Below are 25,129 nucleotides of genomic sequence, written 5' to 3' on the forward strand. Positions count from 1 at the left end.
TTTATTCCAGGTTCTGCACCTGTTCGCGCATCTGCTCGATCAGCAGCTTCAAGTCCATCGAGGCGTCGGCCAGCTCCTTGACGGACGCCTTGGCGCCCAGCGTATTGGCTTCGCGGTTGAGTTCCTGCATCATGAAGTCGAGGCGCTTGCCCACTTGCCCGCCCTTGGTGAGGATGTGGCGCGTTTCGCCCAGGTGGGCCGACAGGCGCGCCAGTTCTTCGGACACATCGATGCGGATGCCGTACAGGATCACTTCCTGGCGGATGCGTTCCATGGCGTCCTGGCGCGACAGGGCCGAATTCGAGCCCTGGCTGGCCAGGCCCAGCGCATCCTGCATGCGCTCGATGGCTTTTTGCTGGAAGGCCGCCACCACTTGCGGAATCAAGGGCGTGATGCGCTTGACGATGGCTTCCATCGCTTCGATGCGCGACACCAGCACCGCTTCGAGCGCCGCGCCTTCGCGCTTGCGGCTGTCGACGAAGGCGGCCACGGTGCGGCGGGTCAGCGCGCCCACATCCGCCTGCAGGGACTCCTGTCCCACTTGCGCTTCTTCGATGACGCCAGGCCAGCGCAGCAGTTCTGCCACCGTCATGACGGGGGCGGAGACAAAATGCTGGCCCACTTCGTTTTGCAGGCGCGCCAGTTCGGTCAGCAGGGGCACGTTCAGCGCCTGCGTGCCGGCGGTCGCAGCCTTGCGGCCAAAGCTCAGGCGTACCTCGACTTTGCCGCGCGTGATGGCGGACATGACGGCGGCGCGCAAGTCAGGTTCCAGGGCCCGCAGATCGTCGTTGATCCGGAATTGCAGGTCGAGAAAGCGTGAGTTGACGCTCTTGATTTCAATTGTCAGTGTGCCTGCAGCACCTTCGCTGGTGGCAACCGCGTAGCCTGTCATGCTTGAAATGCTCAAAGGATTCCCCGATTTGATCTTGTATACAGTCACTTATACACTTAATCAGCCAGCGCAGGCAATACTGCCCGCGCCGCGAAACAGGACCGAAGTGCCCGATGGCCTGAAAATTGCTGAATAGTGTGCGTTTTACGGCATTGTAAAGAAAATTGTGTTTGGCGGGGCAGGATTGTAGGGATCATGTGTGCGCGGCCCGCCATTGCGCCCTGCGCTGTTGCATGGCTGCAAATGGGTGGGCGCGCGGTGGTAGAATCGCTGCCGCAACCCCAATCACACAGGACATCCCCATGACATTCGAATCCCGCCCGAGCGGCCGCGCCGTCGATGCGCTGCGCGCCATCCGCATCACCCGCCAGTACACCAAACATGCCGAAGGGTCGGTGCTGATCGAGTGCGGCGACACCAAGGTCATCTGTACCGCCAGCATCGAAGACAAGGTGCCGGGCTTTCTGAAGGGCAAGGGCCAGGGCTGGTTGACGGCCGAGTACGGCATGCTGCCGCGCTCGACGCACACGCGCATGGACCGCGAAGCGGCGCGCGGCAAGCAGTCGGGCCGCACGCAGGAAATCCAGCGCCTGATCGGCCGCTCGCTGCGCGCCGCCTTCGATTTGCAGGCGTTCGGCGAACGCACCCTGCACCTCGATTGCGACGTGATCCAGGCCGACGGCGGCACGCGCACGGCCTCGATCACGGGTGCCATGGTGGCCGCGTATGACGCGTTTTCCCAGCTGCAGGCGCGCGGCGCGATCGCCGCCATCCCCGTGAAAAGCTTCGTCGCAGCCATCTCGGTGGGCGTCTACCAGGGCATGCCGGTGCTGGACCTCGACTACGTGGAAGACTCGGGCTGCGACACGGACATGAATGTGGTGATGACGGAAGCGGGCCACTTCATCGAAGTGCAGGGCACGGCCGAAGGCGCCGCTTTTGACCGCGCCGGCATGAACCGCCTGCTGGACCTGGCGCAGGGCGGCATCGCCGACCTGATCGCCCTGCAAAAGCAAGCTCTCGGCATGTAATTTTTACATAAATTTACATGTCTTCGCCCGCTGCGCCGGGCAAAAAGCCCGCACCTGCCGTTTTTTTTCGGCAGCGGCGGGCCAGGGTGAGGGGAGCGCAAAAGGTTTACAATGTCGGCACTTCAACCGGACTACTGACATGACCCAACGCCTCATCCTCGCCTCCAACAACGCCGGCAAGCTCAAGGAATTCAACGAGCTGCTCTCGACCATCGGTTTTTCCGTCCACGCCCAGGGCGAATACGATGTGCCGGAAAGCGACGAACCGTTCCACACCTTCGTTGAAAACGCCCTGCAAAAGGCGCGCCACGCATCTCGCCTGACGGGCTTGCCGGCGCTGGCCGACGATTCGGGCGTGTGCGTCAATGCGCTCGGCGGCGCGCCCGGCGTGTATTCGGCCCGCTATGCGGGCGAGCCGAAATCGGATGCGGCCAACAGCGCCAGGCTGATCGCCGACCTTGAGGCGCATGCCGACAAGTCCGCGTATTACTACTGCGTGCTGGTGTATGTGCGCCATGCGGACGACCCGCAGCCGGTGATCGCCGACGGCCGCTGGAACGGCGAGATGATCGCCACGCCACGCGGCAACGGCGGCTTCGGCTACGATCCGCATTTCTTCATTCCCGCGCTGGGCAAGTGCGCGGCCGAACTGACGTCCGATGCAAAGAACGCGCTGTCGCACCGCGGCCAGGCCCTGCGCGCGCTGGTGGAAAAGCTGCGATGATCCCGATCAAACTGGTGGGCGCCGTTGCCCAATCGGCCGCCAAGTCGGCAGCCAGGCCCGTGCCGCAGGAAGGCATTTCCGGCGCGGCCGGGGCGGCCCTGAAGTACCTGCAGCCGGGCGCGCTGAACCTGACGGCCCTGCCGCCGCTGTCGCTGTACATTCACTTTCCGTGGTGCGTGAAAAAATGCCCGTATTGCGACTTCAATTCGCACGAGGTGCGCGGCGACTTGCCGGAAGCCGAATACCTGGCCGCGCTGCGGCTGGACCTGGAGATGGCGCTGCCGCTGATCTGGGGCCGCAAGATCCACACCATCTTCATCGGCGGCGGCACGCCCAGCCTGATGTCGGCGGCGGGCCTGGACCGGCTGATGTCGGACGTGCGCACCCTGCTGCCATTGGAGCCCGATTGCGAAATCACCATGGAAGCCAATCCGGGCACCTTTGAAGCGGAAAAATTCAAGTCTTACCGGGCCAGCGGCATCAACCGGCTGTCGGTCGGCATCCAGAGCTTCAATGGCCGCCATCTGCAGGCGCTGGGGCGCATCCATGACGACAGCGAGGCGCGCCGCGCGGTGGAGATCGCGCACGCCAACTTCGACAATTTCAACCTCGACCTGATGTACGCGCTGCCCACGCAGACGCTGGACGAAGCGCGGCAGGACCTGGAAACGGCGCTGTCGTTCGCGCCGCCGCACCTGTCGCTGTACCACCTGACGCTGGAACCGAACACCCTGTTCGCCAAGTATCCGCCCGCGCTGCCGGACGACGACGAGAGCGCCGATATCGCCGATATGGTGGCCGCGCGCGCCGCACAGGCCGGCTATGGCCGCTATGAAGTGTCGGCCTATGCGCAGCCGGGCCGCCAGGCACGTCACAACCGCAATTACTGGGAATTTGGCGACTATCTCGGCATCGGCGCGGGCGCGCACTCGAAGATTTCGTTCCCGCACCGCGTGCTGCGCCAGGCCCGCTACAAGCAGCCGCGCGCCTACATGGACGCGGTACTGGCCGGTAATCCGGTGCAGGAAGAGCGCGAACTGGCGCGCGAGGAAATGGGCTTCGAATTCATGTTGAATACCCTGCGCCTGACGCAGGGCTTTGCGCCGAACCTGTTCGCCGAGCGTACGGGCCTGGCCCTCAACGCCATCGAGCAGCCGCTCAATGCGGCCGAAGCGAAAGCCTTGCTGTACCGCGACCACCAGGTCATCCGTCCGACGGAACGGGGATTGTGCTTCCTGAATGACCTGCAGCAGATGTTCCTGGAGGATTAATGCGTGGTGACGGCGCGCAGGCGCTGCAGCTTGGCCGCATACAGAGTATGGTCGCTGCGCGTGGTGCTGTTGTTCATCGCCAGTTCCAGCTGCTTGCCGGCCTGCTCCATCTGGCCCAGGCGCGCATAGGCTTGCGCCAGCCAGAAGTGAAATTCGTGGTAGTACGGGTCGCGCGCGATTTCACGTGAAAACAGCTGTATCGCCCGCACGTAATCGTTTTGCTGCATGGCCGCCTTGCCCAGGTTGAAGTAGTGGAAAGGCGGCTGCGGCTGCAGCGCCAGCAGGCGCCGGCGCAGCGGCAGCGCTTCTTCGGGCAGGCCGGACGCTTCCAGCACCTGCGCCAGGTTCGACAGCAGCACCGTGTTGTCCGGCGTGCGCGTCAGCGCATGGGCGAAAGTGCGCCGCGCTTGTGCCAGGTCGCCATGGCGGAACTGGATCACGCCCAGGGTGTTGTAGGCGCCGCTGAACGAGGGGTCTTGCAGCAGCGCTGCCCGGGCCCACCAGTACGCCTGATTCAGCTGGCCCTCGCTCATGGTTTCGGCGGCGCGGTTGTTCATGTACATGGCGAGCACGGTCGCTTCGTCGAGTTCTCGCGTGCGGTAGCCGCCTATCTCCGCGGACGGCAGGAAATCGATCACCATCATGCCCTTGGCATCGTACCTGCCGGATTTGTCGTCCAGCCGCTGGCCCAGTACCAGGTTGACGTGGCCGGCGACAAAATACATGTCGCCGCTGCGGCTCCAGCTTTCTTCGCCGAGCACCTCCTGGTAGCGCACCTGCAAGCCCATTTCATGTGCCAGCGCCGCCGTCATGATCACCAGCGACAGGCAGTTGCCCTGACGCGCGGCGAACGTTTCGCGCGCATTGCGGGTCATGGCCGCATCGTACTCGAGTTTCAGCCTGCTCTTGTCGTACAGGGCGTCATACAGGGCCGCGCGGTCATTCTTGTTGCGCGCTTCGCGCCGCACTTGCGTGCGCACATACTGGCGCATGGTCTCGTCGATGGCAAAGACCTGGCTGGCGTCAATGGCGGCGGCCGGCGCGAAATCGCTGTCGTTGAAGATGGGGGGCAGGCTGGCTGGCGGTGCTACGCTGCAGGCCGCCAAAGCGCCGCAGAGCAGGGCGGCGCCCAGGCGCTTGAAGCAAGCGGCGAAAACAAGATAGGGGCGCATGGTCTCTCCCTGGAGGCGCCGGCTGTCTCATGTCGCGGTGGCGCGCCAGTCCCACCTGAAACCAGTATCGGCGCGCCTGGCGCCGCTGTCAAATGGTTTCAAGCGCCTTGCCGCCGCCTGCACGGTGCTTGAAAGCGGGTTTAACGCCGGACTTAAAACCGCGGGCTTAAAATTCCTCCCAGTCCTGCTCGCCGGCGATGTGCGATGGCGTTTTGCGCGCCGCAGCGCTGGCCGCCTTGGGTGCCGCCGGTTTGCCGGCCCTGGCCTGGGGCGGGCGTGGCGCGAGTTTTTGCGTGGTGGCAATGGCGGCCCTGGCCGGCCGCGCGGCGCGCACCGGCGCCGCCGTGGCCACGTGCTCGAGCTGGAAGCCGGCCGCCACCTGCGCCAGGCGCGCCGCCTGGTCCTGCATGCTTTCGGCCGCCGCCGCCGCTTCCTCCACCAGCGCCGCATTTTGCTGCGTCACCTGGTCCATCTGCGCGATGGCCTGGTTGACCTGGTCGATGCCCATGCTTTGCTCGGCGCTGGCGGCAGTGATCTCGGCCATGATGTCGGTGACCCTGCGCACGCTGTCGACCACTTCGCCCATGGTGCTGCCGGCCTGCTGCACCAGCCGCGTGCCGTTGTTGACTTGCTCCACCGAGTCGCCGATCAGGGTCTTGATTTCGCGCGCCGCGGCGGCCGAGCGCTGCGCCAGGCTGCGCACTTCCGTGGCGACGACGGCAAAGCCGCGCCCCTGCTCGCCGGCGCGCGCCGCTTCGACGGCCGCGTTCAGGGCCAGGATATTCGTCTGGAAGGCGATGCCGTCGATGACGCCGATGATGTCGACGATTTTCGTCGAGGCCGTATCGATGGCGCCCATGGTGTCGACCACCTGGCTGACGATACTGCCGCCCCGTTCGGCCACGCCGGAGGCGGCCACCGCCATCTGGTTGGCCTGGCGCGCATTGTCCGCATTCTGCTTGACGGTGCTGGTCAATTCTTCCATCGACGACGCCGTCTCTTCCAGCGAACTGGCCTGCTGCTCCGTGCGCGCCGACAAGTCCTGGTTGCCGGCGGCGATTTCGCCCGACGCCGTGGCGATCGCGTTGGTGCCCGTCTGTACTTCCGACACCACCTTGCGCAGCGCCTCGTTCATGCCGTGCAGCGCGCGCATCAGGTCGCCGATTTCATCGCTGGCAGGCGTGCCGAAATGCGTGCGCAAGTCGCCGTCGGCCACCGTTTCGGCCACCTTCACGGCGGCCTTCAACGGCTGCGTGATCGAACGCGTGATCAGCCAGGCGCAGACGCTGCCCAGCGCCACCACCAGCGCGCACAAGGTCAGCAGCAGGGTGAAGCTGCGCCCGTTGGCCGCCTCGATCGCGTGCGCCGTGGCGTCGATGGCCTGGCGCTGCTGCGACAGCAGGGCCTTGACGTTGTTCTGGTACTTGGCGGCGGCCGGCGCGAAGCTGTCGCGGTAGACGCTTTCCGCCTGCGCCGCATTGCCGCCCTTGCGCGCATTCATCACCAGGGTCTTGGCGTCCTGGTACTCGACGCGCTCGGCAATGGACGCCTTGAAAATGGCCTTTTCCTCGTCGCTGACGAGCAGGGTTTCGATTTGCTTCAGCAGCTCGCCGCCCTGCTTGGTGCTGTCGGCGATGGTGTCGGCAAACACGTTCGACAGGGTTTCATCCGTGCTCCTGGCGATCATCGAAGTGCGCGCGATGGCCGAGTAAATCAGCACGTACCAGTCCGATACGAGGCGTTCCTTGGCCAGCGGCTTTTCCATCATTTGCCGCGTCGCTTCGGCATTCACGCTGGCGCTGTACAGCGCGTACGAGGTGGAGATCACGGACAGCAGCAGCACCAGCGCGAAGCCTGCAGCCAGGCGCGTGCCGATACGGAGGTGGGAGAGGGCGTGCATGGTTGGAGCTCCTGTCGCAGAGGGATTAAAGGTTGCCTGTGCGACATAGTATGCACTGATAAGTGACCAAGAGGCGAGGGAAAAGCGCGCTTGTCTTTGCGCCTGTTGCAGCCACGCCCGTGCTACAGCTCGCCCGCCTGGCGCAAGTCCGGCTGCTCGGCCCAGCGGGCGAAGGCGGCCGCCATGCGCTCGCTTTCCGCGATGGCGCGGCGCCAGTCGCGCATGCGCGCCGCGTGGTCCTGGCCGTAATGGGGGAAGTCGCGCCGGTCCGGCAATTTGCCGTTGGGCAGGCTGGCCACGAAGGCGGGCGAGGGCGAGACGAGGATCATGTTGTCGAGTGCGCCATCGCCGCGGCGCGCGCGGCGCCAGGGCATGGTCTTGTCCAGCCAGCCCGGCACGATATGGTCGGCAAAATGCGGGTACAGCACCAGGTCCGGTTCGCGCTGGTAGGGCAGGTGCAAATGATAGTCGATCAGGCCGCCGTCCCAGTAGCGCCCTGGCGGCGCGCCGGCGATGTCCGTGACCGCGTCGAGCACCAGCGGGATGGAGCCGGAAGCGAGCAGCGCGTCGCGCAGGTTGTTCTGCGCCAGCGGCACGAAATGCGAATGAAAGGCGTCGAAGCGCGAGCGCAGCCAGCTGGCGCCGTCCGGTCCGGCATGGAACACGGTGCGTTCGAGCGAGGCGGCCAGCCGCGCGCGCGCCACGGCGTTGCCGGCGGCCGCCAGCAGGAAGCCGCGCCGGTCGCGCCATTTGCCAGGCTGCGCCAGCGCGCCGATGCCGCGCACGGCCAGCACCGACAGGCTATGGCGCTCGTGCCGCAGCAGTTGCGCATCCTGGCCATCGAGGACGGCGTCGAGCAGGGCGCGGCACGTGCGGCTGACGTGCGCCGCATCGGGTTTGTCGGGATAGCGCTGGCCCACGTATTCGCGCACCAGGCGCCGCTGCGCGGCCACCGGGTCGGGGAACACGGCGGCGGCCATGCGCCAGGCGCCGATCGAGGCGCCGACGAACTGGCGCGGGCGCGGCGCCTGCGGCAGGAAGTCGCCGAACAGCCAGCAATCGAGCTGGTGCAGGATCAAGCCTTTCGGCCCGCCCGCGGCGGCGGGGACGATGGCGATGTCGCTGGCGCGCACCCCGTTTTCGGCGATGCGCGCCCGGGCGCGGCGGCCCAGGCGGATGGTGATCGGTGATTGCATGAGTAGTCGCTGGCGGCCTGTAGCCAGGTATTTTACCGCCAGCGCGGCGACACGGCACAGACGCGCTCGGTATAGTCACATTGTTAGTATTAATAAATTTCTTTAATGCAACCATTCTATTGAGAAATGTTGCATAATATTGGATGTTGAATTTTTGGCATGTGCCAAGGATTCCTTATGCCTTGCTTTTTTTTATTGGAATCATATGCAACTGAATCACGCTTTTGTTCTGACCCTGATCGCCGCTTCGCTCGCCGCTTGCGGTGGCGGCGGTTCGTCTTCCCCATCCGACACGACGGCTGTCGTGAATACGGCCAAGCCTGCCGATCCGGTGGCGCCCGTCGTTCCCGTCGTGCCAACGGCCACCGGCGAAAACACGGGGGCCGTCAGCGCCCGTTTCGCCAATGGCGACAACAGCCGCTACATCTTTACGTCGATCGGCTTGCAGAGCAGTGGCAAGGCCAGCCCGCTGGTACAGGATGCCTCCGGCGCCCTGAGCACGATCAGCGGCATCGTCTTCACCGGCAACCCGGCCGTGACGCGCGAAATCAGCGGCGACGCGGCCTTTGCGCAGGGACGCTGGTTCAAGGGCGCGTTCAGCAATAGTACGGGCGCCACTACGTTGAGCGGCAACAATGCCAGTGGGCATTACGTCGCCTATAACGTGCTCGCCGCGCTGCCAGCGACCGGCACGTTCACCTGCGATGCGGGCACGTTCACGGCGCCTAGCTATACGGGCGGCAGCAGCGTCTCGTCGACCGCCAACTTCGGCACGGCCAGCGGCACTGCCAGCATGTCCTTCGATGCCTCCGGCGCCAAGGTCGTGCTGGCCATCGACGCCAGCGCCGGCGGCAGCGCGGGCAAGGTATCGGCTTCGACGACCATGGCGTCGGCCGCGTCGAGCAGCATCACCGGCGGCTACCTGTCGAATGGCACGGGCGCGCAGCTGATGCTGGGCGACGGCGGCGCTGGCCGCTATCTGCTGATCGCCGCCTACAAGGCGCAGCTGGCGAATGGCGCCAACTACCAGGGCGTGGCCACCTTCCGCTGCTCCTGATGACGCCTGACGGCACCTGCTGCGCGTCGTGATTTGCGGCCGCTCGCAATGGTGCCGTCAGTCGCCCTGAGGCCAACGAGGACGACTAGAATAAAAAAAGCGGCGTCCGTGCAATGCACGGCGCCGCTTTTTTTTCGCCCGTCGTAATGATGCGCTTACCGCAGCGCCGCGATCATCTGTTTCAGCTTGCCGGAATCGACGCAGAAGGCGCGGATGCCTTCGGCCAGTTTTTCCGTCGCCATCGCGTCCTCATTCATCATGAAGCGGAAGGCTTCTTCGTTCAGCGACATTTGCACGATATTGGTCGATGGCGCCGCTTCGGCGCTCAGCTTGCGCTCCACCGGCGCATCGCTGTCGGCCAGCTTTTGCAGCAGGTCGGGGCTGATGGTGAGCAGGTCGCAGCCGGCCAGTTCGAGGATTTGCGATGTGTTGCGGAAGCTCGCGCCCATCACCTCGGTCTTGTAGCCGAACTTGCGGTAGTAATTGTAGATGCGGCGCACCGATTGCACGCCCGGGTCTTCCGCGCCCATGTAGTCGATGCCCGTCGATTTCTTGTACCAGTCGTAGATGCGGCCGACGAACGGGGAAATGAGCTGGGCGCCCGCTTCGGCGCAGGCAATCGCCTGGGCCAGCGAGAACAGCAGGGTCATGTTGCAGCGGATGCCTTCCTTTTCCAGGATGGCGGCGGCGCGGATGCCTTCCCAGGTGGAGGCGATCTTGATCAGCACGCGCTCGCGTGCAATGCCCGCGTTCGAATACAGGGCGATCAGGTCGCGGCCCTTGGCCACCGTGCCCTGCGTGTCGAACGACAGGCGCGCATCGACCTCGGTGGAGACGCGTCCGGGGATGGTTTGCAGGATTTCCACGCCAAAGGCGATCAGCAGGCGGTCGATGATCTCGGTGGTCGAGGCGTTCGGATGGTCGCGCACGGCCTTTTCCAGCAGCGGCTTGTATTCATCCTTCTGCACGGCCTTCAGGATCAGCGACGGATTCGTCGTCGCATCGCGCGGCGTGTAGGCCTGGATCGATTGGAAGTCGCCGGTGTCGGCCACCACGGTAGTAAATTGCTTCAGTTGTTCGAGTTGGTTCATGGCTGCACAGGAAAGAGTGAATGGGCTTGCCAGGGTATTGTACCGAATGCGGGACGGTGGCGGCGCTTTTAACCCAAGGGCTAAAGTGCCGGGGTCGTACCCGGCGGGTCTGGCCCTGGATTGCCGCTTTTTAGCCGATAAACGAATCAAACTGCATGTCGAATTCCTGCAGCGCCTTTTGCGCATTCTGCATCTTCTTGCGGAATTCCGGTCCCCGTTGCAGGGCCAGGCCCACGGCCAGCACGTCGATCACGACCAGGTAGGCCAGGCGCGCCGAAATGGGCGTGTAGGGGTCGGTGTTGAAGACCAGGTCGATCGGGATCAGCACGGTGGCCAGGTCGGCCAGCGGCGTGCCCGATGGGGCCAGCACGACGACGTCGGCGCCGCCGCGGCGCGCCAGTTTCACGGAGCGCACCAGGGCGGGGCTGTTGCCGCGCTGCGAGATGGCCACCAGGCAGTCGCCGCCGCGCAGCAGGGCCGCCGCGATGCTGTGGATGTTCGGGTCGCTGTAGGCCACCGTCGGCACGCCCGAGCGGAAGAACTTGTGCTGCGCGTCGGCCGCCACGATACCCGACGTGCCCTGGCCATAGAATTCGATCTTGCTGGCGCGCGACAGGATGTCGAGCGCGCGCTGGATCGCTTCCGGATTCAGGTTGTTGCGCAGGTCGAGCAGGGTATTGATCGAGCGGCTGCAGATTTTATTCACCAGGTCGGCGGCCAGATCGTCCTGCGCCGGCTGCTCGTTCGCGCCCGGCATGGCCAGCGCCAGGCCCTGCGCCAGTTTCAGCTTGAATTCATGCCAGCCGTCGTAACCCAGCGTGCGGCAAAAGCGCACCACGGTCGGTTCCGACACCTGCGCGCTTTTCGCCAGCGCCGTGATGTTCTGGCTGACCGTCTGGTTGGGCTGGTCTAGCACGGCCAGCGCGACTTTTTTCTCCGACTTGGAGAGCGAATCGAGCTGGGTGCGGATGGAGTCAAGCAGCATCAGGGTAGTCTTCTGGTAGGTGTTCAGGATGGTAGGGATAATAGATAAAGGGCCTGCCCACCTGCTGGCAGGCCCTTGTCTTGCCTGTTAATCCTCAGGTAAGGCCTCTTCACGCCACTGCAAGCCGTCGCGGCCGATCAGGGCGCTGGCGGCGGCCGGGCCCCAGGTGCCGGCCGTGTACGGAATCGGCGCGCTGTCGTTCTGTTCCCAGTTGTCGAGAATCGGCTCGACCCATTCCCAGGCCGCTTCCAGTTCGTCGCCGCGCATGAACAGGGTCAGCTGGCCGCGCAGGACGTCGAGCAGCAAACGCTCGTAGGCGTCCATGCGCGGGGTCTTGAACGATTCGCGGAAATCGAGTTCCAGTTCCGCCGGTTTCAAGCGCATGCCGTCGCCCGGGGTTTTCGCCATCAGGTTCATGCGCAAGCCTTCGTCCGGCTGCAAACGGATCACCAGGCAGTTCGGCTGGAAGCTCGACGTCGGCTGGTTGAAGATCGAATGCGGAATTTGCTTGAAGCGCACGACGATCTCGGCCAGGCTGTCGGCCATGCGCTTGCCCGTGCGCAGGTAGAACGGCACGCCGGCCCAGCGCCAGGTGTCGATTTCCGCCTTCAGCGCGACGAAGGTTTCGGTGCGCGAATGTTCCGGCGCATCGGGTTCGTCGCGGTAGCTCGGCACGGTGGCGCCGTCGACGTGGCCGGCGCGGTACTGGCCGCGCACGATGTTTTGCGCCAGGGTGGTCGGTGTGAATTTTTTCAGCGAGCGCAGCACTTGCAGCTTTTCATCGCGTACGGCGTCCGGCGCGATCGAGGTCGGCGGTTCCATGGCGACGATGCACAGCAGTTGCAGCAAGTGGTTTTGCAGCATGTCGCGCAGCGCGCCCGAGGTGTCGTAGTAACCCATGCGGTTGCCCACGCCCAGCTTTTCGGCGATGGTGATCTGCACGTCGGAAATCCATTCGCGGCGCCACAGCGGCTCGAACAGGATGTTGCCGAAGCGCAGGGCCAGCAAGTTCTGTACGGTTTCCTTGCCCAGGTAATGGTCGATACGGTAGATCTGCGATTCCTGGAAGACCTTGCCCACTTCGGCATTGATCTGCTTGGCGCTGGCCAGGTCGCGGCCCAGCGGCTTTTCCAGCACCACGCGCGAATTCGGCGTGACCAGGCCGTTGTCTTCCAGGTTGTCGCAGATCAAGGCAAACAGATGCGGCGGCGTCGCCAGGTAGTACACGCGCGTCAGGTCGGCGTCGCCGCGCAGCGCTTCGACCAGCGGCGCGTACGTGGCCGCATCGCTGGCGTTGAGCGACACATACACGATGCGCGCGCAAAACTTGCTCCAGGTGGCGGCGTTCAGGGTGCTGGCCTTGATGTGGGGACGCGAATTGGTCTCCACCATTTTCAGGAAGGCATCCTGGCCGCTGTCCTGGCGCCCCACACAGATGATGCGCGCCGTCGGCGGCAAATCGTTCGCGACGTCGCGCGCATACATTGCAGGCAACAACTTGCGCATTGCTAAATCGCCGCTGCCGCCAAACAGGACCAGGTCAAAATCGGTAAGTGCCATAAGTGAGTGTCGTCGCAAAAGTAAAAGGGCCGGAGCGGGGAGAAAGCCGACCGGAAGTGCCAGTCTGTCGCTACTATAATCGATGGTGTAAATTTACTACGTAGAACAGGCAATTGCAAGAAATTTTACTACATTCCATCCGCTGCCGTCGCCATTTTTCCCGGTATGCCTGCCTGCGATGCCGGCATGGCCATTATATGCCGTTCACCGGCGCCGGCGCAGCGTCATGCTTGTTATCGGCTTTGCAAAGCAACCATGGTTGCCAGGGAAATTTTCGATTCTCTCCGTCATCATTTGCGCTGTAGCAACAAGGAAATCAAGAAATGCTGTCAGGATCGCCGTTGGCAGCGTAAAGTAGCTTTGAAGAAAGTAAAAAACCGTATAATTCAAGCTCGAATCGATAGCAACTATTGGTTGTATGAAGTTGTACGATATACACTGCACCGTTAGCGCCGGCCATGCCCCAAACCCGCCGTCCGGCGTCCATGCGACGTGCAGTCCGCACTGTCCGCAGCATCAGGGGCGGGCGACTTAACTTTACAAGACGGCTCAAGGGGACACAATGAATTCAATGCAGCAAGATGTCGATGAACGCACCAGCCTGACAGGCAATAACAAATTCGAACTGTTCCTGTTCAAGCTGGGGACCAGTGATCACTCGGCCAGCCGCGAACTGTTCGGCATCAATGTGTTCAAAGTCCGTGAAATCATGGAAATGCCGGCCATCACGGCGGTGGCTGGCTCGCACCCGCACATGCTGGGCGTAGTCAATATCCGTGGTCAGATCGTTCCCGTGATCGACTTGCCGATGGCGGTCGGTTGCAAGAGCAGCGGCTTGAAGATCCTGATGGTGACGGAATTTGCCCGCTCGACACAGGCGTTTGCCGTGGAAGAGGTCGATGAAATCGTGCGCCTCGAATGGAATCAGGTCTTGTCGGCCGAATCGAGCGTCGGCGGCGGCCTCGTCACCAGCATCGCCCGCCTCGATGGCGACACGGACAAGACCCGCCTGGCGCAAGTGCTGGACGTGGAGCAAATCCTGCGCAACGTGCTGCCGTCGGGCGACCCGGACGTGGACGAAAACAGCATCGGCCCGCAAGTGCGCTTGCCGGCCGGCGCCGTGATTCTCGCGGCCGACGATTCCTCGCTGGCCCGCTCGTTGATCGAAAAGGGCCTCGAAGCGATGGGCGTGCCTTTCATCATGACCAAGACGGGCAAGGAAGCGTGGGAGCGCCTGCAAGCGATCTCGGTGCAGGCGGCCACGGAAGGCAAGACGGCGAAAGACAAGGTCGCGCTGGTGCTGACCGACCTGGAAATGCCGGAAATGGACGGCTTTACCCTGACGCGCAACATCAAGAACGATGGCCGCTTCTCCAACATTCCCGTGGTGATCCACTCGTCGCTGACGGGCTCGACCAACGAAGACCACGTCAAGGGCGTGGGCGCCGACGGTTATGTGGCCAAGTTCGTCGCGGCTGAATTGGCGGAAACCATCCGCAAGGTGCTGTCGCGGTAAGCTGAAGCAACTGTAGGTCGGATTAGCGGCGTACGCCGCGTCATCCGACGTCACCATGGCCAATACTGTTGTCGGATTGCGCGGGGCCTTGCCCCGCTATTCCGACCTACGTGAGCGTAAAAAAAGCGCCGGTACCCGCGAGGGTCCGGCGCTTTTTCATGCTGGTAAACGACTATGCCTGATACAGGTGTTCCGGCTGGCCTGCCACGTCCACGCGCACGGACAGCACGTGACCCGTCAACGGGTAGTCGGCGATTTCTGCTGCCGAGCGGTTGTGGCTGGCGCTGGTGATGTACAGGGTGCGCAGGTCGGGGCCGCCGAACGTCACCATGGTGGGGCAGCGCACGGGCACGGTAATTTCGCCCAGCAAATGGCCATCGGGGGCGAAGCGCAAGATCTTGCCGCCTTCAAACATGGCCGACCAGTAATTGCCTTCGCTGTCGACGGCCGCGCCATCGGGGCGCCCGCCGTAATCAAACGCCTTCTTGTCCATGGAAAAGCGCTGGAACGGTTGCGGCGCGGAAATGGCTCCCGTGGCTGCGTCGAAGTCGAAACGGTCGATGCGGTGCGTGGTGGTATCCGAGTGATACATGGTGCGCCCGTCGGGACTGAAGCCCAGGCCGTTCGACACGGTCATGCCGCCCGACCAGACCTTGCGCACTTGTCCCTTTTCCAGCACGAACATTTCCGCTGCGTCAGTGTTGCGCGGCTCGAAAATCGTGCCGACCCAGAAGCGGCCGGCCGGGTCAACCTTGCCGTCGTTGAAGCGCGTGGTGGCCATGTCGAACGGCGCCGGCGCGATGTGCGCCAGGCTGCCCGTCTTCGTGTCGAGGTGGGCAAAGCCGCTGCGCAGGGCGACGATCAGGCCGCCGCCGGCGTTGATGGCCAGCGCCGACGGTTCCGTCGGCATGGTCCACTGCGCATGCTTGCCGCTGGCCGGGTGCAAGCGGTGCACGGCGCGGCCATCGATGTCGACCCAGTACAGGGCCGCTTCCTTGCCATGCCATAGCGGGCATTCGCCCACTTGCATGGCCTTGTCGCTGACTACTTTGATTTCGTAAATATTCATAAACCTCAATTAAGTTAATACGCCGCCTTGGCGGCTTTCGCCAAGGCAATCAAGCCATTGGTCGAGCTGTCGTGGTGGTCGGGACGGGCTTCGCCCATCAGTTCGGCCTGGATTTTCTTGGCCAGCACCTTGCCCAGTTCCACGCCCCACTGGTCGAAACTGTTGACGTTCCACAAGACGCCCTGCACGAAGGTCTTGTGTTCGTACAGCGCGATCAGGGCGCCCAGGGTGGTCGGGGTCAGCTGGTCCATCAAAATGGTGTTGCTGGGGCGGTTGCCGGGGAAAGTCTTGTGCGGCACCAGCGCTTCGATTTCGCTTTCCGGCAAGCCCTGCGCCTGCAGGTCAAGGCGCACTTCCTCGGCCGTCTTGCCCGTCATGAAGGCTTCCGACTGGGCGAAGCAGTTCGCCAGCAGGGCATCGTGGTGGCCCGGCAAATCGTGCGTGGCGCGCAGGGCGGCGATGAAGTCGATGGGGGTGATGTCCGTGCCCTGGTGCAGCAGCTGGAAATACGCGTGCTGGGCATTCGTGCCGCAATCGCCCCAGATGACGGGGCCGGTCGGCACGTCGACGGGCACGCCATCCTTGGTGACGCGCTTGCCGTTGCTTTCCATGTCCAGCTGTTGCAGGTAGGCGGCGAAGCGGCTCAGGTCCTGGTGATACGGTGCGATGGAAACGGAGCCGCAATCGAGAAACTGGCGGTTCCAGAAGCCGACCATGGCCAGCACCACGGGCATGTTGTCTTCCAGGGGGGCCTGGCGGAAATGCTGGTCCATCGCATGCGCGCCGGCGAGGAAATCGCTGAAGTATTCAAAGCCGACGGACAAGGCCACGGCCAGGCCGATCGAGGACCAGACGGAATAACGGCCGCCGACCCAGTCCCAGAACGGGAACATATTGTCCGGAGAAATGCCGAAGTCGACGATGGCTTGCGTGTTGGTCGACACGGCCACAAAGTGTTGCGCCAGATCCTTTTCTTCGCCTTCGAGCAGGAACCAGGCGCGCGCCGTGTTGGCGTTGAGCATGGTTTCAGCGGTAACAAAGGTTTTCGAGGCAACAATGAACAGGGTGGTTTCCGGATCGACTTTCGACAGGGTCGCTTCCATGTCGTGACCGTCGACGTTGGAAACAAAGTGCATTTCCAGTCCCGGGTTGGCATACGAGCGCAGCGCCAGGCAGGCCATTTTCGGGCCCAGGTCCGAGCCGCCGATGCCGATATTAACGATGTCGCAAATCGGTTTGCCTGTGTAGCCGAGCCAGCTGCCATTGCGGACCTTGTCCGTAAATGCCTTGACGCGTTGCAGCACATCTTGCACGTCAGCATCGATATCCTGTCCATCGACCATCAGCCTGGTGCCGCGCGGCGCGCGCAAGGCGGTATGCAGAACGGCCCGATGTTCGGTAAGATTGATTTTCTCGCCGGTGAACATGGCTTCGCGCTGCGCTTCCACGCCGCGCTCGCGGGCCAGGTCCATCAGCAGCGCCATGGCGGTGGCGTCGACCCGGTTCTTCGAGTAATCGAGCAGCAGGCCGGCCGCATCGACCGTCATCGTCGAGAAACGTGCGGGGTCGGCGGCGAACAGCTGGCGCAGATGCACTTCGCGCAGGCTGGCGCTATGCGCTTGCAGGGACTGGAAACTGGCGGTGGCGGTGATGGCAGGAGTAGGTGCTGGCTGGCGCATGGCGGTCGGCTTGGGTGCTTGTCTCGGTTGAAAGGAGCGCGGCGCGTTCGTGGTGGCGAACAGCGGGTCCGGCATTGGTATGAGAATAATACATCAGAAAAACGTAATTTCACTACAGTTTGTGACGTGAAGCCGATTTTTGTTGTGCTTTTTTTAGCGATTGCGCCCGTGCCATATAAGAGCTATGTTGACAGCTGCCGATACGCGATATTTGCCGGGCTTGCCTTGATACGCCGCAATCCGTGGCTTATTTGTGCGGTCGGCCCATGCAAGAGTGCTTCTTCTTCACTGTTTTGTAGTAAAATTTCACGAAATACTCATTTTTAAGGAAATCCATATGGCGCTGCATCCAGTAGTCGAATCCGTAACAGCGCGCATCATCGCGCGCAGCCGGCCATCGCGCGGCGCCTATCTGGCGCATCTGGATGCGGCCCGCATCCAGGGCGTGCAGCGCGGCGCCCTGTCGTGCACCAACCTGGCGCACGGCTTTGCCGCCTTTCCCGCCAACGACAAGCTGTCGCTGAAGGAGTACAAGAAGCCGTCCGTGGCCATCGTGTCCTCGTACAACGACATGCTGTCGGCGCACCAGCCCTTCGAAGGCTTCCCGCAGATCATCAAGCAAGCCGTGCGCGAAGTGGGCGCCGTCGCCCAGTTCGCCGGCGGCGTGCCCGCCATGTGCGATGGCGTGACGCAAGGCCAGCCGGGCATGGAATTGTCGCTGTTCTCGCGCGACACCATCGCCATGTCGACGGCCGTGGCGCTGTCGCACAATATGTTCGACGCGGCCCTGTACCTGGGTGTATGCGACAAGATCGTGCCGGGCCTGTTGATCGGCGCGCTGCACTTCGGCCACTTGCCGGCCGTCTTCGTGCCGGCCGGTCCGATGACGTCGGGCCTGTCGAACCAGGAAAAAGCCAAGGTGCGCCAGCTGTATGCACAAGGCAAGGCCACGCGCGAAGACTTGCTCGAAGGCGAGTCGAAAGCCTACCATGGCGCCGGCACCTGTACCTTCTACGGCACGGCGAACAGCAACCAGATGCTGATGGAAGTGATGGGCCTGCATTTGCCGGGTGCCGCCTTCATCACGCCGAACACGCCGCTGCGCGATGCGCTGACCAAGGCCGCCGCCCAGCGCGCGGCCGTCATCACGGCGCAAAGCGCCAGCTACTTGCCAGTCGGCCATATCGTCGACGAGAAATGTATCGTCAACGCCGTCGTGGGCTTGCTGGCCACGGGCGGCTCGACCAACCATACCCTTCACCTGGTGGCGATCGCCAAGGCGGCCGGCATCGTCATCGACTGGAACGATTTCAATGAACTGTCGGCCATCGTGCCGATGCTCACGCGCATCTACCCGAACGGCGACGCCGACGTGAACCATTTCCACGCGGCCGGCGGCACCGGTTATCTGATCCGCGAACTGCTGGACGCGGGCCTGCTGCACGAGGACGTCAACACCATCCTGGGTCACGGCTTGCGCGCGCACTGCATGGAGCCGTTCCTCGGCGAAGACGGCAAGGTTTTCTGGAAAGATGCGCCGGCCGCCAGCGCCGACGAAAACGTGCTGCGCCCGGCCAGCAATCCATTCGCGCCGGACGGCGGCATGGTGCTGGTGGCGGGAAACCTGGGCCGCGCCGTGATGAAGGTGTCGGCCGTCAAGCCGCAGCACCGCACGGTCGAAGCGCCTGCCCTGGTGTTCAATTCGCAGGAAGACTTCATGGCCGCCTACAAGGCGGGATCGCTGGACCGCGACTTCGTCGCCGTGCTGCGCTTCCAGGGGCCGCGCGCCAACGGCATGCCGGAACTGCATGCGCTGACCCCGGCGCTGGCCAACCTGCAGGATGCTGGCCGCCACGTGGCGCTGGTCACCGATGGCCGCATGTCGGGCGCGTCGGGCAAGGTGCCTGCCGCCATCCACGTCTCGCCTGAAATCCTCGCCGGCGGCCCGCTGGGCCTCGTGCGCGACGGCGACATCATCCGCCTCGACGCCTTTACGGGCGTACTGGAGGCGCTGGTGCCGGCCGACGTCTGGCACGCGCGTGCGCTGGTCACGGCCGACCTGTCGCCGAACCACGTCGGCATGGGCCGCGAGCTGTTTTCCATGTTCCGTTCCACCGTCAGCGCGGCGGAAGAGGGTGCCACCACCTTCGGCCTGCCGTCGCCGATTCCCACCACCGTCGCCTTGCACGACGCCGACAATGTCGGCGATACCGTACCGGGTTCCGATGAAGACTTTTTGGCTAGGAAATAAGAGATGACCATGACACTACTGGAAATTATGCGCACCTCGAGCGTGATCCCCGTGATTGCGATCGACGATCCTGAACACGCCGTACCGCTGGCGCGCGCGCTGGTGGCGGGCGGCATCCGCGTGCTGGAAGTGACCCTGCGCACCAAGCACGGCCTCGAAGCGATCCGCGCCATGTCGGCCGTGCCGGGCGCCATCGTCGGCGTGGGCACCTTGACCCGTCCCGAGGAATTCGTGCAGGCACGCGATGCGGGCGCCGTCTTCGGCGTTTCGCCGGGCTTGACCTCGGCCCTGGTGGCGGCGGCGAAAAGCAGCGGCCTGCCCTTGCTGCCAGGCGTGATGACGCCAGGCGAAGTGATGGCGGCGCGTGAAAACGGCTTCCAGCAGCTGAAACTGTTCCCGGCCGTACCGGCGGGCGGCATCGGCATGCTCAACGCGATCTACGGCCCGCTGCCGGACATCACGTTCTGCCCGACGGGCGGCATCTCGCAAGAGACGGCATCGCAGTTCCTGGCGTGCAAGAACGTCGCCTGCGTGGGCGGCTCGTGGCTGACGCCGAAAGACGCGATCGCGGCCGGCAACTGGGACCGCATCACGGAAATCGCCAAGGCCGCCAGCGGCCTGCGCTCCGCTTAGCCGTACCTGACATAAGCTACTGCGCGTCGCGCTTTGCGGCCTGCGATGCTCACCGTACCAGAGTACGGTTGCGCTTCTCGGCCACAAATCATTGCCGCTCGCTACGCTTCTGTCAGGTACTTGCAGTTGCAGTATTCGGCAAGCTTGCGTGCTTGCCGCTTCTTTCTTCTGACGGAGTGCCATGCGCGTACTGCGCCGCCCCCTCACCATCGGCGAAACCGCCATGGCCCGCAGCGTCTTCCAGGGCGCCATCGACTACGCGCGCGTGCGCGTCGTGCGCGGCTCCTTTCTACCGTTCGGCCTGCAGGACCAGAACACGGCGATGACGCCGCGCGGCAGCCTGCACTTCATGCCGGCCCAGTACCGCGACGATTTTTCCCGCGAAGGCAACAGCGGCAAGCTGTTCTTCATCCACGAGATGGTGCACGTGTGGCAGTACCAGCTCGGCTACGGCGTGCTGCTGCATGGCGTGCTGCTGGCGCTGCGCGGCGGCTACATCGGGCAACGGGCCTACCGCTACGATGCGCAGGCTGGCGGCGTCCTGTCCGACTTCAACATGGAGCAGCAGGGCGACATCATCGCCCACTACTTCGGCGCGCGCCAGCTGGGCATTCCCGCCTACGTGGCGAAACTGCCGCAGCTGCAGGATATCCTGCAGGGCTTCCTGATCAACCCCGCCGACCGCCGCCTGCTGCCACGCTGACGCCACTGCTACGGTGCCGTGTTCGATGCCAGGCGCACGTCCGGTGCGCGCAGGCTGGCCGCCGCATCCTTGCCCAGCAATAAACGCAGGTCGGCGCCCGCGCCGATGCCGCTGTCGCCGGCCGCCTGCAGTTGCGGCATGCCGCCCAATGCCAGGGCCAGGGCGGCCGCTGCCTCGGCGTGCCCGGGACGGTAGACGATGCTGCTGGCCTGAATGCCGTAAGGCCGCTGGTTGCCCAGCCGCAGCACGCTGATGCCCATGCCGCCCAGCATGCCGCGCATGCGCGCCGCCATCCCTGTTTCTCCATTGCCGTTGATGACTTCCAGCCGTGGCAGCGGCGCCGCCTGCTTCGCCAGGGCGGGCACGGCTGCTGGCGCGGCGCGTGGCGCCACGGGCGTGTCGCGCCAGCTCAGCGTGAAGATATTTGGCTGCGACTGCGTCAGCTGCAGACGGCTGGCCGGTGCCGCCGGCATGGGCGCCGGCGCCAGATCGGGCGCGACGGCGTCCGCGGTGGCATCGGCCGCATCGACCGTCGCTATGCTGCGCGCCAGCGCCGCGATGGTGAGATCCAGATTGGCGCGCGCCGGCTGCTGGCCATTGTCGAGCTGCAGCGACTGGCGCAGCACGCTGGCCGCCTGGTCGTAATCGCCCTGCAGGTACAGTACGTAGCCGAGGTTGTTGTAGGTCCTGGCCGTCGGCGCCTCTTGCGCCAGCGCCTGCAGCATGGCGCGCGCCGTGTCCAGCTGGCCCAGCTGCGCGTGCAGTACGGCGGCGCCATTGCGTGCGTCGGGCGAGTCGGGCTCAAGCAGCATCGCTTCGCGGTAGGCGGCCATCGCCGCGCGCGGATCGCCCAGTTCCTGCATGCGCTTGCCCAGCTTGCAGAACGCGGCGCTGCGGGCGGCGGGGCTGTCAATGCTGCGCGCCTGGGGCGGGGCGGCGTGATTGGCCTGGCTGTGCTGGCTGGCGGGACCGGGCAGGTGGCCGCAGGCGGGCAGCAGGCCGGCGCAGGCGAGCATGAGCATCAGGGTGGTGTGCTGTGACATGGCGGTTCTCCGGTCAGCTGCCGCTGCCCATGCTGGGCAGGAGCACGCGGTAAATTTGCAGGAAGGCTGGCCCCATCAGGACGACCAGCAGCGAAGGGAAGATGAAAAAGATCAGCGGGAACAGCAGCTTGAGGGCGATCTTCGCCGCTTCTTCCTCGGCCATCTGGCGGCGCTTGGTGCGCAGCTGGTCCGACTGCACGCGCAGCGACGCGGCGATGCTCGTGCCGAAGCGCTCGGCCTGGATCAGCATGGCCACCAGCGCGTCGACATCCTCGACGCCCGTGCGCAGGGCCAGGTTGCGCAGCGCCCGCTCCTTGGTGTTGCCGGCGCGCAGTTCCAGCATCACCAGATGCAATTCCTCGGCCAGCACGGCGCTTTTCAGGGCGATCTCGGCCGCCACCCGGGCCAGCGCCGCATCCATGGCCAGGCCTGCTTCCACGCACACCGTCATCAGGTCCAGCGCATCGGGAAAGCTTTCGAAGATATCGCGCTGGCGCCGCTTGATCATTTGTGCCAGCACGATATTGGGCAGGTAGTAGCCGATGGCGGCCACGATCAGCAGCCAGAACAGCAACGCCTTGCCCGCCACCTGGCTGCCCGAGGCGCTCAGCCCCAGGAACAGCAGCAGGGGCAGGCCGATGGCCAGCATGGTCTTGGCGGAAAAGAACAGGATGGGCGCCGATGCCTGGCGCAGGCCGGCATTCATGAAGCGCCGGCGCATCACCGAGCCTTCCCAGCCTTGGTCGGGCAGCGACAGTTTGGCCAGGGGGCCGCTCAGGCGCACCATGCGCGCCAGCCAGGGGCTGGGCGCCGATGCGCCGGGTGCCGCCGCGCTCTTGCCGGTGGCGTTGTCCATGCGCTGGCGCAAGGGATCGGGCGCAAAGCTGCGCATGGCCACCAGCACGGTGCCAAAGACGGCAATGAAGAGCAGGGCGAGAAAGGCGATATGCACGGGATTCATGAGGGTTCTCCTTGCGGGCTCAGACGCGGATGCGGATGATATTGCGCATGACCAGGATGCCGCACACCATCATCACCAGGGCGCCGGCGAGCATCTTGCGTCCGCCCGGGTCGACGAACAGCATTTCCAGGAACTGCGGATTGGTCAGGTGGATCATGGCCGCCGCGCCGAAGGGCAGCAGCGACAGGATCCAGGCCGACAGCTTGCCTTCGGCCGACAGCACGCGCACCTGTCCCAGCAGCTTGATGCGCTCGCGGATGATGCGGCTGATGCTGTCGAGCAGTTCGGCCAGGTTGCCGCCCGTTTCGCGCTGGATCAGCACGGCGATGACGAAGTAGCGCAAGTCCGTGCTGGGCACGCGCGTGGCCAGGTTCATCAGGGCGTCCTGCATGGCGATGCCGAAATTGACTTCGTCGAAGGTGGCGCGAAATTCCACGGCCAGCGGCGCGTTCATTTCATCGCCGACCATTTTCAGGGCGGTGGGGAAGGCATGGCCGGCGCGCAGGGCGCGCGCCATCAGGTCCAGCGCGTCGGGCAGTTGCTGCTCGATGCGCTGCAGGCGCTTGGCCTTGGCGCGCAAGACCACCAGCAGCGGCAGCAGGGCCGCGCCCGCCACCAGCGGCAGGAGCAGCAGCCACGGCACGCTGAGGTAGCTGAGCAGAAAAAATGCGGCGCCGGCCGTGGCCAGCATCACGCCGGCGAAGCTGGCCACGCTCCAGCTCAGGCCCGACTGCTCCAGCAGGCGGTCGAGCGCATGCACGCGGGGCACGCTGAGCAGCACGCGCTGCAGGGCCGGGGTGTCGCTCAGCAGGCGCTTCTTGATCATCGAGCTGCCCGTGTCGCCATGCGCGCCGGCCGACATGATGCGCAGGCGGCGCGCGACCCTTTCCGCTTCCGGACCGCGCGAGGTGTTCCATGCCAGGTACACGCCCTCGATCAGCAGTACCACGGCGATGAAGGTGAGGATGGCGAATACGTAATAGAGATAGTCCATGATGCTCCCCTTAATGGTACTGGCGGGCGGGATCGAACAGGGTTTCCGGCAGGCTGATGCCGAAGGCGCGCAGGCGTTCCAGGAAACGCGGCCGCACGCCGCTGGCATGGAAATGCCCCTGCACCGTGCCGTCCTCGCCGATGCCCGTCTGGCGGAAGGTGAAGATTTCCTGCATGGTGATCATCTCGCCCTCCATGCCCGTGATTTCCTGGATCGACGTGACCTTGCGCTTGCCGTCCGTCAGGCGCGATACCTGCACCACCACGCTGATGGCTGAACTGATCTGCTGGCGCATGGCTTTCACGGGCAGGGCCGCGGAAGCCATGCTGATCATGTTTTCCAGCCGCGTCAGCGCGTCGCGCGGCGTGTTCGCGTGGATGGTGGCCATCGAGCCTTCGTGGCCCGTGTTCATCGCGCCCAGCATGTCGAGCGCCTCGGCGCCGCGCACCTCGCCCAGGATGATGCGGTCGGGGCGCATGCGCAGCGCGTTGCGCACCAGCGCCCGCTGCGTCACCTCGCCCTTGCCCTCGATGTTCGCGGGCCGCGTTTCCAGGCGTACCACGTGCGGCTGCTGCATCTGCAGTTCGGCCGCGTCCTCGATGGTGACGATGCGTTCGGCCGTGCTGATGAAGCCGGAAATCGCGTTGAGCATGGTGGTCTTGCCGCTGCCCGTGCCGCCCGAGATCAGGATGTTAACCTTGGCCTTGCCCAGCGCCTGCAGGGTGGTGCTCATTTCCTCCGTCAGGCTGTGCTTGAGCAGCAGGTCGGCCAGGCGCAGCGGCTGGGCCGAGAAGCGCCGGATCGACATCACGGGGCCGTCGATGGCCAGCGGCGGGATGATGGCGTTCACGCGCGAACCGTCGGGCAGGCGCGCATCGACCATGGGGCTCGATTCATCGATGCGCCGGCCCACGCGCGAGACGATCTTGTCGATGATCTTCATCAGGTGGGCGTCGTCGGTGAAGCAGACGTCGCTCAGCTCCAGCCGGCCATGGCGCTCGACATACACCTGGCGGTAGGTGTTGACGAGGATGTCGGACACGCCGGGATCGGCCAGCAGCGGTTCGAGCGGGCCGAAGCCGAGCACCTCGTCCTGGATGTCGCGGATCAGCGAGCGCCGTTCCAGCTCGTTGATCACCACGTTGTCTTCCGTGAGCACGTCGCTGACGAGGATTTTCAGCTCTTCGCGGATCTGCTCGCGCGACAGGCGCTGCATGCCCTCCAGGTCGACGCGGTCGAGCAGCGCCTGGTGGGTGCGGTGCTTGAGCTGCTGGTAGCTGTGGCTCGCTGCGCCCTGGTGCGCGGCATCGTCATTCAGGCTGGCGTCATCCTGGGCATAGCCCAGGCGGTCCCGCAGGGTGAGTTTTTCGGCAGTCATGGTCGGTCTCCGGTGAGTGGGGC

The 25,129-nt window shown here is 64.5% G+C and carries 21 protein-coding genes; 8 read left to right on the forward strand and 13 right to left on the reverse strand.

Going from position 1 to position 25,129, the window contains the following annotated elements:
- Nucleotide 1: 1 nt before the first annotated feature.
- Nucleotides 2–892: a YicC/YloC family endoribonuclease gene (locus CSQ95_RS06685; RefSeq protein ID WP_070289142.1), complete on the reverse strand. Its 891-nt coding sequence runs from the start codon at nt 890–892 to the stop codon at nt 2–4.
- A 302-nt stretch (nt 893–1,194) separates the two neighbouring features.
- On the opposite strand from CSQ95_RS06685, the gene rph reads away from it, so the two are divergent.
- From rph to hemW, 3 genes are all read left to right on the forward strand, one after another.
- On the forward strand, nt 1,195–1,923 hold the full coding sequence (gene rph, locus CSQ95_RS06690; RefSeq protein ID WP_046685905.1) for a ribonuclease PH: 729 nt from the start codon (nt 1,195–1,197) through the stop codon (nt 1,921–1,923).
- Nucleotides 1,924–2,062: 139 nt separating this feature from the next.
- A complete protein-coding gene (gene rdgB, locus CSQ95_RS06695; RefSeq protein ID WP_070289143.1) occupies nt 2,063–2,647 on the forward strand; it encodes an RdgB/HAM1 family non-canonical purine NTP pyrophosphatase in 585 nt (194 codons plus the stop codon).
- The gene (gene hemW / locus CSQ95_RS06700; protein ID WP_099408926.1) at nt 2,644–3,918 is read left to right on the forward strand and encodes a radical SAM family heme chaperone HemW; all 1,275 of its coding nucleotides are present in this window, start codon (nt 2,644–2,646) and stop codon (nt 3,916–3,918) included. Before rdgB ends, hemW begins: the two co-directional genes overlap by 4 nt.
- On the opposite strand, the gene CSQ95_RS06705 is transcribed toward hemW, so the two are convergent.
- From CSQ95_RS06705 to CSQ95_RS06715, 3 genes are all read right to left on the reverse strand, one after another.
- The gene (locus tag CSQ95_RS06705; RefSeq protein ID WP_099408927.1) at nt 3,915–5,090 is read right to left on the reverse strand and encodes a tetratricopeptide repeat protein; all 1,176 of its coding nucleotides are present in this window, start codon (nt 5,088–5,090) and stop codon (nt 3,915–3,917) included. The two genes, hemW and CSQ95_RS06705, sit on opposite strands and share 4 nt — an antisense overlap.
- 166 nt (nt 5,091–5,256) lie before the next feature.
- Nucleotides 5,257–6,990 (reverse strand): methyl-accepting chemotaxis protein, encoded by a 1,734-nt coding sequence (locus CSQ95_RS06710; protein WP_099408928.1) that lies wholly within the window; start codon nt 6,988–6,990, stop codon nt 5,257–5,259.
- Nucleotides 6,991–7,112: 122 nt separating this feature from the next.
- On the reverse strand, nt 7,113–8,186 hold the full coding sequence (locus CSQ95_RS06715) for a patatin-like phospholipase family protein (RefSeq protein ID WP_099408929.1): 1,074 nt from the start codon (nt 8,184–8,186) through the stop codon (nt 7,113–7,115).
- A 205-nt stretch (nt 8,187–8,391) separates the two neighbouring features.
- Between CSQ95_RS06715 and CSQ95_RS06720 the strand changes: the two genes are divergently transcribed.
- Nucleotides 8,392–9,243 carry a hypothetical protein gene (locus tag CSQ95_RS06720; protein ID WP_099408930.1) on the forward strand — a complete coding sequence of 284 codons (852 nt, stop codon included), beginning with the start codon at nt 8,392–8,394 and terminating at the stop codon, nt 9,241–9,243.
- Between the two features lie 155 nt (nt 9,244–9,398).
- Here CSQ95_RS06720 and tal read toward each other — a convergent pair whose 3' ends face one another.
- From tal to zwf, 3 genes are all read right to left on the reverse strand, one after another.
- Complete coding sequence (gene tal / locus CSQ95_RS06725) at nt 9,399–10,334, reverse strand: transaldolase (RefSeq protein WP_070312027.1); 936 nt, start codon at nt 10,332–10,334, stop codon at nt 9,399–9,401.
- 130 nt (nt 10,335–10,464) lie between these two features.
- The gene (locus CSQ95_RS06730; RefSeq protein WP_034750862.1) at nt 10,465–11,319 is read right to left on the reverse strand and encodes an SIS domain-containing protein; all 855 of its coding nucleotides are present in this window, start codon (nt 11,317–11,319) and stop codon (nt 10,465–10,467) included.
- A gap of 87 nt (nt 11,320–11,406) precedes the next feature.
- Nucleotides 11,407–12,879 carry a glucose-6-phosphate dehydrogenase gene (gene zwf / locus CSQ95_RS06735; protein ID WP_034750861.1) on the reverse strand — a complete coding sequence of 491 codons (1,473 nt, stop codon included), beginning with the start codon at nt 12,877–12,879 and terminating at the stop codon, nt 11,407–11,409.
- Nucleotides 12,880–13,441: 562 nt separating this feature from the next.
- Here zwf and CSQ95_RS06740 point away from each other — a divergent pair.
- Nucleotides 13,442–14,395 carry a chemotaxis protein gene (locus CSQ95_RS06740; RefSeq protein WP_099408931.1) on the forward strand — a complete coding sequence of 318 codons (954 nt, stop codon included), beginning with the start codon at nt 13,442–13,444 and terminating at the stop codon, nt 14,393–14,395.
- Between the two features lie 172 nt (nt 14,396–14,567).
- Here the strand turns inward: CSQ95_RS06740 and CSQ95_RS06745 are convergent, their stop codons facing one another.
- Both CSQ95_RS06745 and pgi read right to left on the reverse strand, forming a co-directional pair.
- Nucleotides 14,568–15,464 (reverse strand): SMP-30/gluconolactonase/LRE family protein, encoded by an 897-nt coding sequence (locus CSQ95_RS06745; protein ID WP_099408932.1) that lies wholly within the window; start codon nt 15,462–15,464, stop codon nt 14,568–14,570.
- Nucleotides 15,465–15,478: 14 nt separating this feature from the next.
- Nucleotides 15,479–17,143, reverse strand: a complete 1,665-nt coding sequence (gene pgi, locus CSQ95_RS06750) for a glucose-6-phosphate isomerase (protein ID WP_099408994.1) — start codon at nt 17,141–17,143, stop codon at nt 15,479–15,481.
- 337 nt (nt 17,144–17,480) lie between these two features.
- Between pgi and edd the strand changes: the two genes are divergently transcribed.
- From edd to CSQ95_RS06765, 3 genes are all read left to right on the forward strand, one after another.
- Entirely contained in the window at nt 17,481–19,394 is a 1,914-nt protein-coding gene (gene edd / locus CSQ95_RS06755; protein ID WP_099408933.1) for a phosphogluconate dehydratase, read from the forward strand.
- 3 nt (nt 19,395–19,397) lie between these two features.
- Complete coding sequence (gene eda, locus CSQ95_RS06760; RefSeq protein WP_010400696.1) at nt 19,398–20,027, forward strand: bifunctional 4-hydroxy-2-oxoglutarate aldolase/2-dehydro-3-deoxy-phosphogluconate aldolase; 630 nt, start codon at nt 19,398–19,400, stop codon at nt 20,025–20,027.
- A gap of 181 nt (nt 20,028–20,208) precedes the next feature.
- Entirely contained in the window at nt 20,209–20,730 is a 522-nt protein-coding gene (locus CSQ95_RS06765; protein ID WP_070260455.1) for a hypothetical protein, read from the forward strand.
- 8 nt (nt 20,731–20,738) lie between these two features.
- On the opposite strand, the gene CSQ95_RS06770 is transcribed toward CSQ95_RS06765, so the two are convergent.
- From CSQ95_RS06770 to CSQ95_RS06785, 4 genes are read right to left on the reverse strand one after another with little or no spacing between them, the layout of a single operon-like run.
- A complete protein-coding gene (locus CSQ95_RS06770; protein ID WP_099408934.1) occupies nt 20,739–21,773 on the reverse strand; it encodes a LytR C-terminal domain-containing protein in 1,035 nt (344 codons plus the stop codon).
- 13 nt (nt 21,774–21,786) lie between these two features.
- On the reverse strand, nt 21,787–22,734 hold the full coding sequence (locus CSQ95_RS06775; protein ID WP_099408935.1) for a type II secretion system F family protein: 948 nt from the start codon (nt 22,732–22,734) through the stop codon (nt 21,787–21,789).
- A 19-nt stretch (nt 22,735–22,753) separates the two neighbouring features.
- Complete coding sequence (locus CSQ95_RS06780; protein ID WP_099408936.1) at nt 22,754–23,728, reverse strand: type II secretion system F family protein; 975 nt, start codon at nt 23,726–23,728, stop codon at nt 22,754–22,756.
- A gap of 10 nt (nt 23,729–23,738) precedes the next feature.
- Nucleotides 23,739–25,106, reverse strand: coding sequence for a CpaF family protein (locus tag CSQ95_RS06785; protein ID WP_070222417.1), 1,368 nt, complete (start codon nt 25,104–25,106; stop codon nt 23,739–23,741).
- Nucleotides 25,107–25,129: the final 23 nt, after the last annotated feature.

Source organism: Janthinobacterium sp. BJB304, from assembly GCF_002735765.1.
Lineage (GTDB): Bacteria > Pseudomonadota > Gammaproteobacteria > Burkholderiales > Burkholderiaceae_D > Janthinobacterium.

What these genes read in the sequence shown, in the direction of transcription:
- CSQ95_RS06685 (WP_070289142.1), bottom strand. Translation starts at nt 892, where the DNA reads ATGACAGGCTACGCGGTTGCCACCAGCGAAGGTGCTGCAGGCACACTG.
- rph (WP_046685905.1), top strand. Translation starts at nt 1,195, where the DNA reads ATGACATTCGAATCCCGCCCGAGCGGCCGCGCCGTCGATGCGCTGCGC.
- rdgB (WP_070289143.1), top strand. Translation starts at nt 2,063, where the DNA reads ATGACCCAACGCCTCATCCTCGCCTCCAACAACGCCGGCAAGCTCAAG.
- hemW (WP_099408926.1), top strand. Translation starts at nt 2,644, where the DNA reads ATGATCCCGATCAAACTGGTGGGCGCCGTTGCCCAATCGGCCGCCAAG.
- CSQ95_RS06705 (WP_099408927.1), bottom strand. Translation starts at nt 5,090, where the DNA reads ATGCGCCCCTATCTTGTTTTCGCCGCTTGCTTCAAGCGCCTGGGCGCC.
- CSQ95_RS06710 (WP_099408928.1), bottom strand. Translation starts at nt 6,990, where the DNA reads ATGCACGCCCTCTCCCACCTCCGTATCGGCACGCGCCTGGCTGCAGGC.
- CSQ95_RS06715 (WP_099408929.1), bottom strand. Translation starts at nt 8,186, where the DNA reads ATGCAATCACCGATCACCATCCGCCTGGGCCGCCGCGCCCGGGCGCGC.
- CSQ95_RS06720 (WP_099408930.1), top strand. Translation starts at nt 8,392, where the DNA reads ATGCAACTGAATCACGCTTTTGTTCTGACCCTGATCGCCGCTTCGCTC.
- tal (WP_070312027.1), bottom strand. Translation starts at nt 10,334, where the DNA reads ATGAACCAACTCGAACAACTGAAGCAATTTACTACCGTGGTGGCCGAC.
- CSQ95_RS06730 (WP_034750862.1), bottom strand. Translation starts at nt 11,319, where the DNA reads ATGCTGCTTGACTCCATCCGCACCCAGCTCGATTCGCTCTCCAAGTCG.
- zwf (WP_034750861.1), bottom strand. Translation starts at nt 12,879, where the DNA reads ATGGCACTTACCGATTTTGACCTGGTCCTGTTTGGCGGCAGCGGCGAT.
- CSQ95_RS06740 (WP_099408931.1), top strand. Translation starts at nt 13,442, where the DNA reads ATGAATTCAATGCAGCAAGATGTCGATGAACGCACCAGCCTGACAGGC.
- CSQ95_RS06745 (WP_099408932.1), bottom strand. Translation starts at nt 15,464, where the DNA reads ATGAATATTTACGAAATCAAAGTAGTCAGCGACAAGGCCATGCAAGTG.
- pgi (WP_099408994.1), bottom strand. Translation starts at nt 17,143, where the DNA reads ATGCGCCAGCCAGCACCTACTCCTGCCATCACCGCCACCGCCAGTTTC.
- edd (WP_099408933.1), top strand. Translation starts at nt 17,481, where the DNA reads ATGGCGCTGCATCCAGTAGTCGAATCCGTAACAGCGCGCATCATCGCG.
- eda (WP_010400696.1), top strand. Translation starts at nt 19,398, where the DNA reads ATGACCATGACACTACTGGAAATTATGCGCACCTCGAGCGTGATCCCC.
- CSQ95_RS06765 (WP_070260455.1), top strand. Translation starts at nt 20,209, where the DNA reads ATGCGCGTACTGCGCCGCCCCCTCACCATCGGCGAAACCGCCATGGCC.
- CSQ95_RS06770 (WP_099408934.1), bottom strand. Translation starts at nt 21,773, where the DNA reads ATGTCACAGCACACCACCCTGATGCTCATGCTCGCCTGCGCCGGCCTG.
- CSQ95_RS06775 (WP_099408935.1), bottom strand. Translation starts at nt 22,734, where the DNA reads ATGAATCCCGTGCATATCGCCTTTCTCGCCCTGCTCTTCATTGCCGTC.
- CSQ95_RS06780 (WP_099408936.1), bottom strand. Translation starts at nt 23,728, where the DNA reads ATGGACTATCTCTATTACGTATTCGCCATCCTCACCTTCATCGCCGTG.
- CSQ95_RS06785 (WP_070222417.1), bottom strand. Translation starts at nt 25,106, where the DNA reads ATGACTGCCGAAAAACTCACCCTGCGGGACCGCCTGGGCTATGCCCAG.